13 protein-coding genes are annotated in these 13004 nt (G+C 65.1%); 3 read left to right on the top strand and 10 right to left on the bottom strand.

Annotated elements, in window-relative coordinates; genetic code table 11:
• Positions 1 to 7: 7 nt before the first annotated feature.
• The 9 genes from AC07NV_RS12840 to AC07NV_RS12800 form a co-directional block, all read right to left on the bottom strand.
• Positions 8 to 412 carry a DUF2946 family protein gene (locus AC07NV_RS12840; RefSeq protein WP_495166757.1) on the bottom strand — a complete coding sequence of 135 codons (405 nt, stop codon included), beginning with the start codon at positions 410 to 412 and terminating at the stop codon, positions 8 to 10.
• Between the two features lie 67 nt (positions 413 to 479).
• Entirely contained in the window at positions 480 to 1649 is a 1170-nt protein-coding gene (locus AC07NV_RS12835; RefSeq protein ID WP_495166756.1) for a sterol desaturase family protein, read from the bottom strand.
• Positions 1650 to 1808: 159 nt separating this feature from the next.
• Positions 1809 to 3983, bottom strand: coding sequence for an NAD-dependent DNA ligase LigA (ligA, locus tag AC07NV_RS12830; RefSeq protein WP_495166755.1), 2175 nt, complete (start codon positions 3981 to 3983; stop codon positions 1809 to 1811).
• Positions 3980 to 4378 carry a putative quinol monooxygenase gene (locus AC07NV_RS12825; RefSeq protein ID WP_495166754.1) on the bottom strand — a complete coding sequence of 133 codons (399 nt, stop codon included), beginning with the start codon at positions 4376 to 4378 and terminating at the stop codon, positions 3980 to 3982. Before AC07NV_RS12825 ends, ligA begins: the two co-directional genes overlap by 4 nt.
• A complete protein-coding gene (locus AC07NV_RS12820) occupies positions 4375 to 5058 on the bottom strand; it encodes a GNAT family N-acetyltransferase (RefSeq protein ID WP_495166753.1) in 684 nt (227 codons plus the stop codon). Before AC07NV_RS12820 ends, AC07NV_RS12825 begins: the two co-directional genes overlap by 4 nt.
• A gap of 3 nt (positions 5059 to 5061) precedes the next feature.
• On the bottom strand, positions 5062 to 5721 hold the full coding sequence (locus tag AC07NV_RS12815; protein WP_495166752.1) for a hypothetical protein: 660 nt from the start codon (positions 5719 to 5721) through the stop codon (positions 5062 to 5064).
• Positions 5718 to 7385, bottom strand: coding sequence for a DNA repair protein RecN (recN, locus tag AC07NV_RS12810; RefSeq protein ID WP_495166751.1), 1668 nt, complete (start codon positions 7383 to 7385; stop codon positions 5718 to 5720). The genes AC07NV_RS12815 and recN overlap by 4 nt, the downstream gene beginning before the upstream one ends.
• A 47-nt stretch (positions 7386 to 7432) precedes the next feature.
• Complete coding sequence (locus tag AC07NV_RS12805) at positions 7433 to 8227, bottom strand: outer membrane protein assembly factor BamD (RefSeq protein ID WP_495166750.1); 795 nt, start codon at positions 8225 to 8227, stop codon at positions 7433 to 7435.
• Positions 8228 to 8288: 61 nt separating this feature from the next.
• Entirely contained in the window at positions 8289 to 9002 is a 714-nt protein-coding gene (locus AC07NV_RS12800) for a peptidylprolyl isomerase (RefSeq protein ID WP_495166749.1), read from the bottom strand.
• Between the two features lie 113 nt (positions 9003 to 9115).
• On the opposite strand from AC07NV_RS12800, the gene AC07NV_RS12795 reads away from it, so the two are divergent.
• The 3 genes from AC07NV_RS12795 to AC07NV_RS12785 all read left to right on the top strand — a co-directional run bounded on the left by AC07NV_RS12795 (position 9116) and on the right by AC07NV_RS12785 (position 11116).
• Complete coding sequence (locus AC07NV_RS12795) at positions 9116 to 9493, top strand: ArsR/SmtB family transcription factor (RefSeq protein WP_495166748.1); 378 nt, start codon at positions 9116 to 9118, stop codon at positions 9491 to 9493.
• A gap of 2 nt (positions 9494 to 9495) precedes the next feature.
• A complete protein-coding gene (locus tag AC07NV_RS12790; RefSeq protein ID WP_495166747.1) occupies positions 9496 to 10029 on the top strand; it encodes an SRPBCC family protein in 534 nt (177 codons plus the stop codon).
• A gap of 109 nt (positions 10030 to 10138) precedes the next feature.
• Entirely contained in the window at positions 10139 to 11116 is a 978-nt protein-coding gene (locus tag AC07NV_RS12785; protein WP_495166746.1) for an acyl-CoA thioester hydrolase/BAAT C-terminal domain-containing protein, read from the top strand.
• A gap of 117 nt (positions 11117 to 11233) precedes the next feature.
• On the opposite strand, the gene AC07NV_RS12780 is transcribed toward AC07NV_RS12785, so the two are convergent.
• Positions 11234 to 12913 carry a hypothetical protein gene (locus AC07NV_RS12780; protein ID WP_495166745.1) on the bottom strand — a complete coding sequence of 560 codons (1680 nt, stop codon included), beginning with the start codon at positions 12911 to 12913 and terminating at the stop codon, positions 11234 to 11236.
• Between the last annotated feature and the right edge of the window lie 91 nt (positions 12914 to 13004).

Genomic DNA, 13004 nt, shown 5'->3' with positions numbered 1-13004 from the left:
GTCTGGATCAGGCGAAGGCGGGTGGTCCGGTACTCGGCGGCAGCGGCGAGGCGATTCCCGGCGCGAAGCCGAGCGAGCGGGCCGGAGCGGGAACGGGTGCGGCGACGAGCGGTGCGGCGGCGAGCACGGCGACGTCAGGCACGATCGGCGCGTTGGCAAGCGCGCCCCATGGGCAATGTTGCTGCGCTTCGCCCGCCTTGTGATCGCCGGCCTTTTCGCCCGTCTTCTCGAACTCGATCGTCATCGTGCCGCCGGGGTTGGCGGGGTCCGAACAGATGCGCACGGTGATCGACCCGCCGGCATCGCTTTCGATCATCCAGCCCGGCGCGACGAGCACCCGCGCAGCAAGCGCGAGCAACAGCGGCAAAAGCAGCAATAGGCCGGGACGGCGAAAGGCGGCGAGCAGGCCCACGAACCGCGCCTTATGACGCGCGTGCCGGGCTGGCAAGCGGACAGATCGCCCTATTCCGCCCCCAAGGCTATTCGGCCGGCGTCTCGTCGGTCTTCTTGCCGGTGCGCGTCCACGGATAGAGGAATTGGCCCCAATAGCTGCGCGGGACATCCTCGGGGATGCCGTAATTTTCGGGCCAGCGGTCCTTGGGCAGATGGAAGGTGCCGAACAATTTGTCGATCCACGGGAAATGGATCGCGAAATTGACGTCGAACGCCTCGCGCTCCAGCCCGTGATGCCAGTGGTGGAAGCGCGGGGTCGCGATCCAGTGTCCGAGCCGGTTGAAATTGCCCCCGACATTGGCGTGGAGCAGCGACGACCAGACATAGACGAAGCCGATATAGGCCTGCATCACCGACGGCGCGAACCCCAGGGTGAAAAGCGGCAGCGAGGTGATCGAGCGCAGCAGGATGATCTCGACGAAATGCATCCGCGACCCCGCGAGCCAGTCCATCGACTTCGCGCTGTGGTGCACCGCGTGGAACCCCCAGAGGAAAGGGTAGCGGTGGAAGGTGCGGTGGAAGAAATATTGCGCCATGTCCGACGCGACGACGACGATCAGAAACTGCACGATCCACGGCAGCGAGGCGACCCCGGCGCGGAGCGCCTGCCAGTTGCTGGTGTGTTCGTTGATGATCGTCGAGGGCGCGAGCGCGAGGAAGCCGAGCACCTGCACGAACATCGTGCTGACGAGATAATAGAAAAGATCCTCGCGCCATTCGGTGCGGAACAGGCGCTGGGTGCGGCGATGCGGGAAAGCGCGTTCGAGCGGCGCGAACATGAAGCCGGTGACGAGCAGGTTCACGACGAAGAAGTCGAGCCCGAAGAAAATGCCCCAGTCGCGCGTCTCCTGCGGCTGCACATTCGAGCCGCCGACGAGGATCGCGGCGAGCCCGATCATCAGTGCAGTGAGGCCAAGTACCTTGCGCGGCCGCAGCAGCAGGCTGAGCAACGACAGGCCGTAGCTGACGAGCAGGATCGCGTGGACGAGGCCGCGGAAACCGCCCCAATGCTTGATGATTTCGAGCTCGGGGGTCGCGAACCAGTCGGGAAAGCGCAGCGCGATCACCATGAAGAAGCCCGCGATCGCGAAGAGCAGACCGAAGAAACCCGACAGCCAGCCGCTGCCGAAGCGTCGCACTTCGGTATGCGATTCGAGATCGCGCATCAGATTGTTCAGATAATCACGCTTTGCCATGTGGTCCCCTCACAGCATTTTCGCCGCGCCGTCTGTGATGAGGCGCACGGCATATCACGATCCTCTTAGTCGTCATGCCGGGCTTGACCCGGCATCCGCCTTTACTCCTTCGAGAAAGGCAGGCCCCGGATCAAGTCCGGGGTGACGAAATGGTATCACTTACCCCGCCGCCGCGACAATCTCTGCCCATTCGGCCTCGTCGATGACCTTGATTCCGAGCGCGCTCGCCTGTTTGAGCTTCGACCCCGCTCCCGGTCCGGCAACGACCAGATCGGTCTTGGCGCTCACGCTGCCCGCAGCCTTGGCGCCGAGCGCTTCGGCCTGCGCCTTGGCTTCGTCGCGGCTCATCGTCTCGAGCTTGCCCGTGAAAACCACCGTCATGCCCGAAACCTCGCTCTCGCGGGTTTCGACGACATAGCGCGGCGGTGACACCTCGGAGAGGAGATCGTCCCACAGATCGCGATTGTGCGGTTCGTGGAAAAAATCGCCGAGCGCCTCGGCCACCGCCGGGCCGATGCCGTCGGCGCGCACTTCGAGGATCGCCTTGATCGCCTCCATCTTGCGCGCGGTAAATTTGCCGTCCGATTCGCCCTCGGCCTGCGGGTTTGCGTCGAGATACGCCTGAATTCCGGTCGCCTTTGCCGGCAGCAGCGCGATGTCGCCCAGCCCCTTGAGCAGATCGCGCGCCGTCACCGCACCGACATGGCGGATGCCGAGCCCGAAGAGCAGGCGCCCCGCGTCGGGCGCGCGTTTGGCCTCGATCGCGGCGAAGAGATTGTCGACCGACTTTTCCTTCCACCCCTCGCGCCCGAGCAACTCGGCACGGTGGCTTTTCAGCCGGAAGATGTCGGCGGGGCCCTTGTCGAGCCAGCCGAGGTCAAGAAACTCCTGGATGCTCTTTTCGCCCAGCCCCTCGATATCGAGCGCGCCGCGGCTAACGAAATGACGCAGGCGCTCGAACTTCTGCGCGTTGCAGATGAGGCCGCCGGTGCAGCGGACGTCGACCTCGCCTTCCTCGGCGACCGCCTCGCTGTTGCAGACGGGGCAATGGTCGGGGAAGATGTACGGGGCGCGATCCTCGTCGCGGGTGAGGTTCTCGACGACCTGCGGGATGACGTCGCCAGCGCGCTGGATGACGACGCGGTCGCCGGGGCGCACGCCGAGGCGGCCGATCTCGTCGCGGTTGTGGAGCGTAACGTTCGAGACGACGACGCCGCCGACGGTCACGGGGACGAGCCGGCCGACGGGGGTCAGCTTGCCCGTGCGGCCGACCTGGATATCGATCGCTTCGAGCGTCGTCTGCGCACGTTCGGCGGGGAATTTATGCGCGATCGCCCAGCGCGGCGCCTTCGCGACAAAGCCGAGGCGTTGCTGCCAGGCGAGGCTGTCGACCTTGTAGACGACGCCATCGATGTCGTAATCCATGTCGGCGCGGCGACGCTCGATTTCGGCATAATGGGCGAGGATATCGGCGACGCTCTCGAAACGCTTCAGCAGCGGCGACACCGGGGCGCCCCAGCGTTCGATCTGCTTCATCACGTCATATTGGGTTTCGGCGGGGAGTGTGCTGACTTCGCCCCAGCCGTGCGCGAGGAAGCGCAGCGGGCGCGAGGCGGTCACGCTGGCGTCCTTCTGGCGCAGCGAACCCGCGGCGGCGTTGCGCGGGTTCGCGAACTGGCGGACGGTCGCGGGATCGAACTCTTGCTCGCGCTGCGCGGCGAGCACCCGGCCCTCTTCCATCAATCGTTCGTTGAGCGCCGTAAAATCGGCCTTCGCCATATAGACTTCGCCGCGGATCTCGAAGACGTCGGGCGCGGCGCCGTTCAACTCCTGCCGAATGTCGGCGATGGTGGCGACGTTCGGGGTCACATCCTCACCGACGCTGCCGTCGCCGCGCGTCGCGGCCTGCACCAGCCTGCCCTTTTCGTAGCGAAGCGAGCAGGACAGGCCGTCGATCTTGTCTTCGGCGGTCAGCGCAACGACCGCGTCGCCTGGCAGGTTCAGGAAGCGCCGCACGCGCGCGACGAATTCCTCGACATCCTCGCCCGAAAAGGCATTGTCGAGGCTCATCATCCGCTGCGCGTGGGTGACTTTGGCGAGCGGCGACGCCTCGACCGCGGCGCCGACCGATTTGTTCGGGCTGTCGGCGCGGATCAGCGCCGGAAAGGCGGCTTCGAGGTCGTTGTTGCGGCGAACGAGCGCGTCATAATCGGCGTCCGAAATCTCGGGCGCATCTTCGGCGTGATAGCGTTTGCTGTGATAGGCGATCTGCTTCGCGAGCCGCATCAATTCATTGGCGGCGTCGGCCTGCGACAGGGATTCGATTTCGGTCATGCACCGGTCTTTGCCACCGGCTTGAACTCGGCGCGAGTACCAAATCCTGCGATTAGCGGGCGACCCTTTTTGATCGCGTCCTGCACCGCGGGGAGTTTCAGCGAGGCGGCGTGCGCCTCCTTGCTGTCCCACAGTTCGACGATCCAGATTGCGTCGGGGTTCGCGCTATCCTCGCCGATCAGATAGGCGATATTGCCGGGCATCGTGCCGGTGCTTTCGGACAATATCGCTGTCAGCGCGGCACGCTGCCCCGGCTGCGCCATCATCTGGCCGAGCAGGCCATATTGGGGGTCGGCGTCTTCCATCTTTGCCTCCAGAGCGCGCAGTTTTGTGACGGGGAGCAAGGCGGCGGCCATCGCGAGCAGCGCGGCGATATGTTCGCGCCGGTTCATCATTTCGCGATCGCCAGCACATGCACCTCGCGCCGGATGCGAAAGCCAAGCGATTCATAGAGCGCGATCGCGCCCGCATTATCGGCATAGCTGTGAAGGAAGGGCTGCTCGCCGCGCGCGACCATTTCGCGCATGACATGGCCGATCAGCGCGCGTGCAAGTCCGCGACCGCGGCAATCCTCCCACGTCGACACGCCGCTGACCTCGGCCATGCCGGGGACAAGGATGCGTTGGCCCGCCATAGCAAGCAGCCGGCCGTTATCTCGGATCCCGAAAAAGGGGCCGTAACGGTGCGTTTTCGCGCCCCAAGGTCCGGGCTTAGCGTGCTCGGCGAGCGCCGCCATTTCGGGGGCGTCGTCCTCGCCGAGCAGGAGGATCGCGGGTTCGGCATCGCGCGGCGCGGGCGGGGCGCCCTCCGCAACCATCTGCGTGAGTATGGCGCGCTTCACCTCCCGCGTTCCGGCGGGAACCGGCCAGGGTTCGCCTTCGACGATCCAGATTTCGCCCTCGTCGGGAACAAGCGCCGCGAGCGCAACTTGCGCGTCACTGCCGGTATCGGCGGCGGCACCAAAGACGCCATAACCGCGATCGATCCGCACCGCCCGCGCATCCCCCTCGGCGAGATGCGCCTGCCGTCCGGTCAGCATGCTCCAGACCGGCCGGTCAAGCGGATGCGCCGCCATGGCTCAGTCCCGTTCCATCGCGAGCGTTTCGGTCGCCGGAATCTTCATCCCCTCGAACGCCTGATCGGCATAGGGGCCGGCGGGATCGACCCAGTGGAGGAAGAGATGCGCCGACCAGCGATTGGGGTTCGGCATCAGGCGGCCATGGGCGCGGTGGACGCCTTGATAGAGAACGGCGTCACCGGGCCGCATCGGCACCGAGTCATAGGCTTCGCCCCCGAAATCGGGGTCGGCGCGCTGGCGCGGGGTGTCGATATGCTGCGACCCCACCTCGAGCGGCCACGGCTTGCCGTCGCTCGCCGCGAGGAGCAGCGACAGGCTATGCTCGCAGGCGTGCCGGTCCGAATGGATGAAGCAGAGGTCGCCTTCGCGGTACATGCGGAAATAGCAATAGGTCGGGCGAAGGTCGTGCCCGACGAGCGCGGTCATCGCGGGGGTCATTCCCCACAGGAAAGTCGTCAGCGGCAGATAATGCATGCCGTACACCTCGACCGCCTCGGTCTTGAGCAGCGGCGACCCGCGCTTGAGCTTGTCGAACGACACGCCGCCGCGCAAAAGGTCCGACTTCAGCATGCCGAGCAACACGTGCGTGACGTCGGTCGGAACCAATCCGGGCAGCGCGAGATAGCCGTTGTCGCGATAATCCTGCGCGCGGTCGGTCATGTTGTTTCCAGCAATCGTTCGGCCTGCGCGCGCGCTTCGGCGGTCACCTCGGCGCCCGACAGCATGCGCGCGATTTCTTCGCGGCGGCCGGCTTCGTCGAGCGCGTGAACGCTGGTGCGCGTCACCGTGCCTTCGCTCGACTTGGCGATGATGAAATGCGCCGCGCCCTTCGCGGCGACCTGCGGGCTGTGGGTGACGGCGAGCAACTGCTTGCCCGCGCCAGCGAGGCGCGCGAGGCGCTCGCCGATCGCGCTCGCGACCGCGCCGCCGACCCCGCGGTCGATTTCGTCGAAGATGATCGTGTCGGCGCCGCCCTCTTCGGCGAGCGCGACTTTGAGCGCGAGGATGAAGCGCGAGAGTTCGCCGCCCGACGCGATCTTGGCGAGCGGCGCGAAGGGCGCGCCCGGATTGGTCGAGATCAGATATTCGACGCGGTCCATGCCCTCCGGCCCCCAGCGCTCGGCGGGGAGGCGTTCGACGAGGGTCTGGAAGCGCGCAGTGTCGAGTTTCAGCGGCACAAGCTCGCCCGCGACCGCAGCGTCGAGCCGGGTCGCGGCCTTGGCGCGCTGGTCGGAGAGGGCGGTTGCGGCGTGCGTGTAAGCAGCGGCGGTTTCGGCGACCGCTGCTTCCAGCTTCGCGAGCCCCGCGCTGCCGCCCTCGATCGCGTCGAGCCTGGCGGCGAGCGTGCCGGTGAGCTCGGCGAGTTCGTCGGGCTGGACATTGTGCTTGCGCGCCATCGCGCGGAGCTCGAACAGGCGCGTCTCGGTCGCCTCGAGCCGGTCGGGGTCATATTCCATCGCGCGCGCGGCTTCGTGGAGCTTGCTCTCGGCCTCGTCGGCTTCGATGATCGCGCGATCGAGCCCCGCGAGCGCCTCGGCGAGCAAGGGATGGTCGCCCGCGAGGCGGTCGAGCCGCCGCGCCGCGCCGCGGAGCTGCGCAGGACCGCTGTCGCTGCCCTCGAATGCCTCCATGATCGCGCCGAGGTCGCCGGCGACCTTCTCGCCCTTTTGCATGGTGGCGCGCGCTTCGGAGAGTTCGGCGTCCTCGCCGGGTTGCGGCGCCAACGCCTGCAATTCGGCGACGCAATGCTCGAGCCATTCGCGATCGCGTTCGGCTTCGGAGATTGCGGCCTTCGCCGCAGCGAGTTTGTCTTCGGCGCCGCGCCATGCGGCATGCGCCGATGCGACGCCACGGGTATCGGCGCGCGCATAGGCGTCGAGCAAGGCACGGTGCCCGGCGGGGGCGAGCAGGCCGCGGTCGTCGTGCTGGCCGTGGATTTCGACGAGCCAGGTTCCGATTTCGCGCAGCAGTGCGGCCGAACAGGGCTGGTCGTTCAGAAAGGCGCGGCTGCCGCCGTCGGCTTTCAATGTGCGGCGGATCAGCAGCGGTTCGCCGTCTTCCAGCGCGATTTCGTTTTCGGCAAGCAGCGCGGCGAGCTTCGTCCCCGATGCCGGCGCGACAAAACTCGCGGTCACCTGTGCCTTGTCGGTCCCCTGGCGCACCAGCGCATTGTCGGCGCGCGCGCCGAGCGCGAGGCCCAGCGCGTCGAGCAGGATCGACTTGCCCGCGCCGGTCTCGCCGGTCAGCACGCCCAGCCCGGCCTCGAAATCGAGGTCGAGCCGTTCGATCAGGACGATATTGGCGATGGATAGAGCGGTTAGCACGAGCCGTCCTTACCGCAGAACAAAGGCAGAATCTATTCCCGGCGCGATCAGGCGCTGGGGGCGTTCTTCTGCATCAGCTTGTAAGCGCGCGCGTACCATTCGTTGCCCGGGTAATTGGCACCCAGCACCGCCGCCGATTTCTTCGCCTCGGCCGGGATACCCAGCGCGAGATAGCATTCGGTCAGGCGATACAGCGCTTCGGGCGCGTGGCTGGTCGTCTGATATTTGTCGACGACCTCACGGAAACGGATCGATGCCGCGAGCCAGTTCGAGCTGCGCTGATAGAAACGGCCGATCTCCATTTCCTTGCCCGCGAGGTGATCCTGCACCAGGTCGACCTTCAGGCGCGCGTCCGATGCATAGCGGCTGTCGGGATAGCGGCGGATCACTTCGCCGAGCGCATTCGACGCCTGCTGGGTGATTTTCTGGTCGCGCGTGACGTCGCTGATCTGCTCGTAATAGCTGAGGCCGATCAGATAATAGGCGTAGGGCGCGTCCTTGTTGCCCGGGTGAATCGCGAGGAAACGCTGCGCGGCCTCGATCGCCGGGGTATATTCGCGGTCCATATAATAGCTGAACGAGCTCATCAGCTGCGCGCGGCGCGCCCACGGCGAATAGGGGTGCTGACGCTCGACTTCGTCGAACAGCGCCGCCGCAAGACCGTACTGGCGGCGGTCGAGCCGGTCCTGCGCTGCGCGGTACAGCGTGTTGACGTCGCGGGCGACGTAACGCGTATCCTTCTTCACATTACCGCCCCCCGCACAGGCCGCCAGCATGGGGGTGATCACAAGTGCGGCGGCGAGCAGGCGCATGGTCGCGCGCGAAGGGGTACGATGAGTCATGCGCGCGGTATAGCCACAGCGCAGATGAACGCAAAATAAATGATGGGGGTCCGACGCAGCTTTACGGCGCCTTGACCACGCACCCCTTTGGCGCATCGACCGGCGCCGGAACGCGACGCGCGGTTTTGATCGTCACCTGCGGTTCGAGCATCTGGCCGACCATCACGCCCTCGCCCGCGGTCGGCGAGACCGGCGCGTTGAAAATCTGCCCGGCGATGTCGGCGCCCGCGACCAGCTCGCCGAACACCGCAAACCCCGCGCCGTCGCCGCCCGGCACATCGGCGTCGAAGCCCTTGATATCGGACAAGAGCAGGAAAAAATCGCTCGTCGCATCGCCGGGCCGGAGCCGCGCCATCGACAGCGCGCCCTTGCAGTTGGTCAGCCCCGTGACCGTGGTCGGCTCGTGCGCGATCGGCGGAAAATTCCTGCGGGGATCGCCGCGATTGCCCGCCTGAATCAACTGGTTCGCGGGGCCCCAGCTTTTCGTCGAGCGATAGAATTTGAACCCGTCCATCCGCTTTGCGTCGACATAGCGGAGGAAATTTGCGGTCGTCACCGGCGCACGCTTGTCCTCCAGCCGGACGATGATCGTGCCAAGGTCGGTGACGAGCGAGACATAAGGGCGCGTGTCGGGCGCCTTCGTCTCGACGGGCACCGGCAAGGGCGGCGGCGGCGGCGGCGCCGACATCATCGGCTTCGGGGGCCGGGGTGCAGGCGTTGGCGCGGGCGCCGCAGCGGCGGTCATGGCGAGCAGCGAAAGCAATGTGGTCAGCATGGACATGACATAAACAAAAAAAGATCGTCATGGCGACCCCTGAAAAGACGGCACAGATGCATCATTCAACCAAACGGTTGACAATTAAATCTGCCTGGGCAATATTCAACCACATGGTTGAACATGATTCGCAGATGCTCGATACGATCTTTCACGCGCTTGGCGACGCGACGCGCCGGGCGATGCTGGGCGAGCTGGCCGCCGGCGAACGGACGGTGGGCGAGCTGGCCCGGCCCTTTGCCATGTCGCTCGCCGCGGCGTCGAAGCATATCAAGGTGCTGGAACAGGCCGGGCTGGTCCGCCGCGATGTGCGCGGCCGGACCCATGTCTGCAGCCTCGACCCGGTGCCGCTTGCCAGCGCGGACCAGTGGCTCGGCATCTATCGCCGCTTCTGGACCGACCGGCTGGACACTCTCGAACGGCTGCTGCGCGCAAATGATGCGGTGCCCCCTCCCCCCAAACAGCCCCTCCCCGGGAAAGAAGGAGAATGACGATGACGACGATGCTTACCCAGGACAATTACGGACTGGTCACCCCGCCCGCGACACTGACGATCGAGCGCCTGCTCCCCGGTCCGGTCGAGCGCATCTGGTCGTACCTCACCGACAGTGAACTGCGCCGCCAGTGGCTCGCCGCGGGTGCCATGGAGGAAAAGGTCGGCGCGCCGGTGGAGCTTGTGTGGCGCAACGACGAGCTCACCGACCCGCCGGGCGCACGTCCCGAGGGTTTTGGCGACGAGCACCGGATGAGCTGCGAGATCGTGGCGATCGACGCGCCGCGCCTGCTCGCGATCAGCTGGGGCAGCACCGGCGGCGTGACCTTCACGCTGGCCGAAAAGGGCGATGAGGTGCTGCTGACCATCGTCCACCAGCGTGTCGAGGATCCCTCGGTGCTGCTCAATGTCAGCGCGGGCTGGCACAGCCATATCGACGTGCTCGAAGCAAAGCTGCGCGATCGGACGCCGACGCCGCATTGGGATAATTTCGCACAGCTGCGCAGCGTTTATGCCGAGCGTCTGTTCGACTGATCGCGCCGGTACCGGGTCAGGAAGGGGCTGCGAAAGCGGCTCCTTCTTTTTTGTGGAAAGGCTGCCCGCTGCCCTATACAAATAAGACAGCGAGACATGGAGGGCGGCCATGAAGCGGAAATGGAAAATCACACTCGGCATATTGGGGGCGCTGGTCATCGTTGGCGCTGGCGGGATGGCGTGGATGATCGCGCAGCCACCACCGCCCGCGAAGATCGCCGAAGCAGGCCCTACCGGGCAGCGGATCGCGCGCGACGGAATTTTCGCCAACTATTATCCGGTCAAGGGCGCGGGGCCGCATCCGGCCATCCTGCTGCTCGGCGGTTCGGAAGGCGGGCTGGGCAGGGATATGCGCGCGCTGGCGCTGCTGTTGCAGGCCGAAGGCTATAGCACGCTCCAGCTCGCCTATCACAATGCGCCGGGCAAATCGGCAAAGCTCAAGAACATCCCGCTCGAAGATTTTACCAAGGGGCTCGACTGGCTGAAGAAGCAGCCCGGGGTCGATGCGAAGCGGCTCGGTATCGTCGGCTATTCGAAGGGCGCCGAGGCCGGGCTGGTCGTCGCAACGCGCACGCCGGGCATTCGCGCCGCGGTGCTCGGCATGCCCTCGAGCGTCGTCTGGGACGGAATGACGGGCGAAAATTATATGTTCGGTTCGTTCAGCTCGTCGTGGAGCGAAGGCGGCAAGCCCCTCCCCCACCTCGCCTATAAGGGGCAGCCGGGCAGCGACGGGCTGATGCCGGTATTCGTGAACGGGCTGAAGGAAGTGGACAAGAACCCGGCGGCGATCATTCCGGTCGAGAAATTCCCGGGCAAATTGCTGCTCGTCTGCGGCGAGGCCGAGAAACTGTGGCCGAGCTGTCCGATGACCGACCAGATCGTCGCGCGCGCGGCGAAGGCCGGCGCTGCGGCGCCGGCCGTGCTGCGGTACAAGGATGCCGGCCACGGCGTGATGGGGGCGCCCTTCGCCGACGAAAAGGCGCGACGATATTGGGCGAAGCTTGGCGGGTCCGAAGCAGGCAATGCGGCGGCGCGGGCGGATAGCTGGATGAAGATCCGCGCGTTCCTAAGGGCGGAGTTGGGGTGACAACAAGAGAGAATTGAGGTTCGCCCGGAACGGCAATGCTTGGCGCGCAAGCTCGTTACCCTGTTGAGACGCTAGGGCGACGAGGAGTCATCCCCGCCGCCCCGCTCGGTGACTTGCTTATCCGATCATCCCCACGCGGACGGCGACTCGGACGCGCTCGGCGACCGCTAGGCCATCGCTCTTGGTAATGAGAACTTTGATCTGGTCCCCGATTTTCAACGTCTGGCTATTGGTCAAGGATTTGCGGACCCTCGTTCCGAAATTTGGCGACAAACGGGTTAGGACCGGCTTGATGCCCTGTGAGATGCCATTTGCATAGGCATCGGCCTCGATAATCCCGCCATTGCTTCCGGGCGTGCGGATGCTGCCGGTGATCGTCACGCTATCGACCCAGGCGTTTCCTTCCGGGATGGCCCAGCCGCCCGCGTCAGAAGCGATGTGAGAAGGATCAAGCCATTCGGTGCCATCGGTTCCGCCAAGCACCTTCTCGAAGAAGAAAGTCTCGTAGCGCGTAGCGATAGTGTTGCTGATATCCTCGACCTCACGGTAAAATGCGCGTCCGCTCGCCATGGTCAGGAATGCTGTGCCTAGCTTGCAAGAGCGGGCACCCGCCGCAAACACCGCGAAATCTTCACCATATGCGCTTCCCTCGTAGGTGACGTTCGAGAGAGTAACACAATTTGCCTTGATCTCAGTAAAAGTGATGCTGTCACCGGGAACAAAAGCATAGGGCAGGCCATAGGGGAACAGGATTTGCCCCGTGCTTGCATTAAAGGAAAAGACGGGCATCGACAGGCCCGCATTGGCGCCGTCGTTGACGATCAGCGCGGCGGCGACATCAAAATCGGTCCCGATCATCCCACCGACAATGATGCCGCCTGTCCCAGCTCCGACGACCCCGGTCACTGTCCCCGTGTAGCGGCGAGCGTTATGACCGAAGCGCACCGCAGCCTCGTAGCAATTTTCGAGGTTGATGTTGTTGCCGACCATTCCAGCAGAAGCACGGATATCGATGCCGTAATCGACCGCAGTGACGTGGCGAAGGTTGCTGAGTATCCAGCGGTTCGGCGCTACCGCGCCAGGGGCTGCGACGCCCTCGAACAGGATACCGATGCGGCCGTCACCAGGGACGGGATTGCTGCCGCCCGAAACGCGGACATTGTCGAGCACGCCGTAATAAGGCGCGTGCGGATCGTAGAGGCCCTTCACGTGGATGCCGATTTGCGACGCCGCGAGAAGGTCGATTGATGTGTCACGGATCAACGGACTGTCGCAATTCTCGAATGCGAACGCCGTGCGCCCGGTGCCGGACAGCCGGATATTGCCGCCCGTCACGCGCGGGCGGGCAATCTGGTTGCCGGCCCCTGAAGTTCCCCAGCCATAGGAGAAGAGGCGGGCTGCCGGGCTAGCGTAAAGCCACGTCCTGCCAAGCGACAGATCAATCTCGTCCCCCACCTCATAGGAGGTCGTCCCAAGGTTCATTTCCATACCGGGAAAGACAATCGTTCCACCAGGATAATCGCGAGCGGAAAGGTCGCTTAGTGCCGACGACAATGCTGCGCCGTCATCGGCTGTCCCATCGCCCGCGGCGCCAAACTGCTGAGGGGTTACGGGTGCGATGACGCCTAATTTTGTTTGGCCGACGCCGACCATGCCAGCGCCCAGTGGGGACGCGAGGGCAGCTCGGGACACGCCGAGCGCGTCGATGGCCTGCTTCGTCCGAAGCGGTGTCATCGTCTTGTCATTGGCAATCCCGACCTCGGCTTCGGCTTGCGTGGCAATGGGGGCGCAGCTCATAAGTTCTCCTTTGCAATTCTGCCGAAGAACATTCCGGCAGTACAAAAAGAGAACATTGAGAATCCTATAGCGCAACCTACATTGCGTCCTA

Source organism: Sphingopyxis sp. GW821-FHT10B01 (assembly GCF_059415685.1).
The sequence above is the reverse complement of the archived record's forward strand: the minus strand, read 5'-3'. Positions and strand labels throughout refer to the sequence as shown.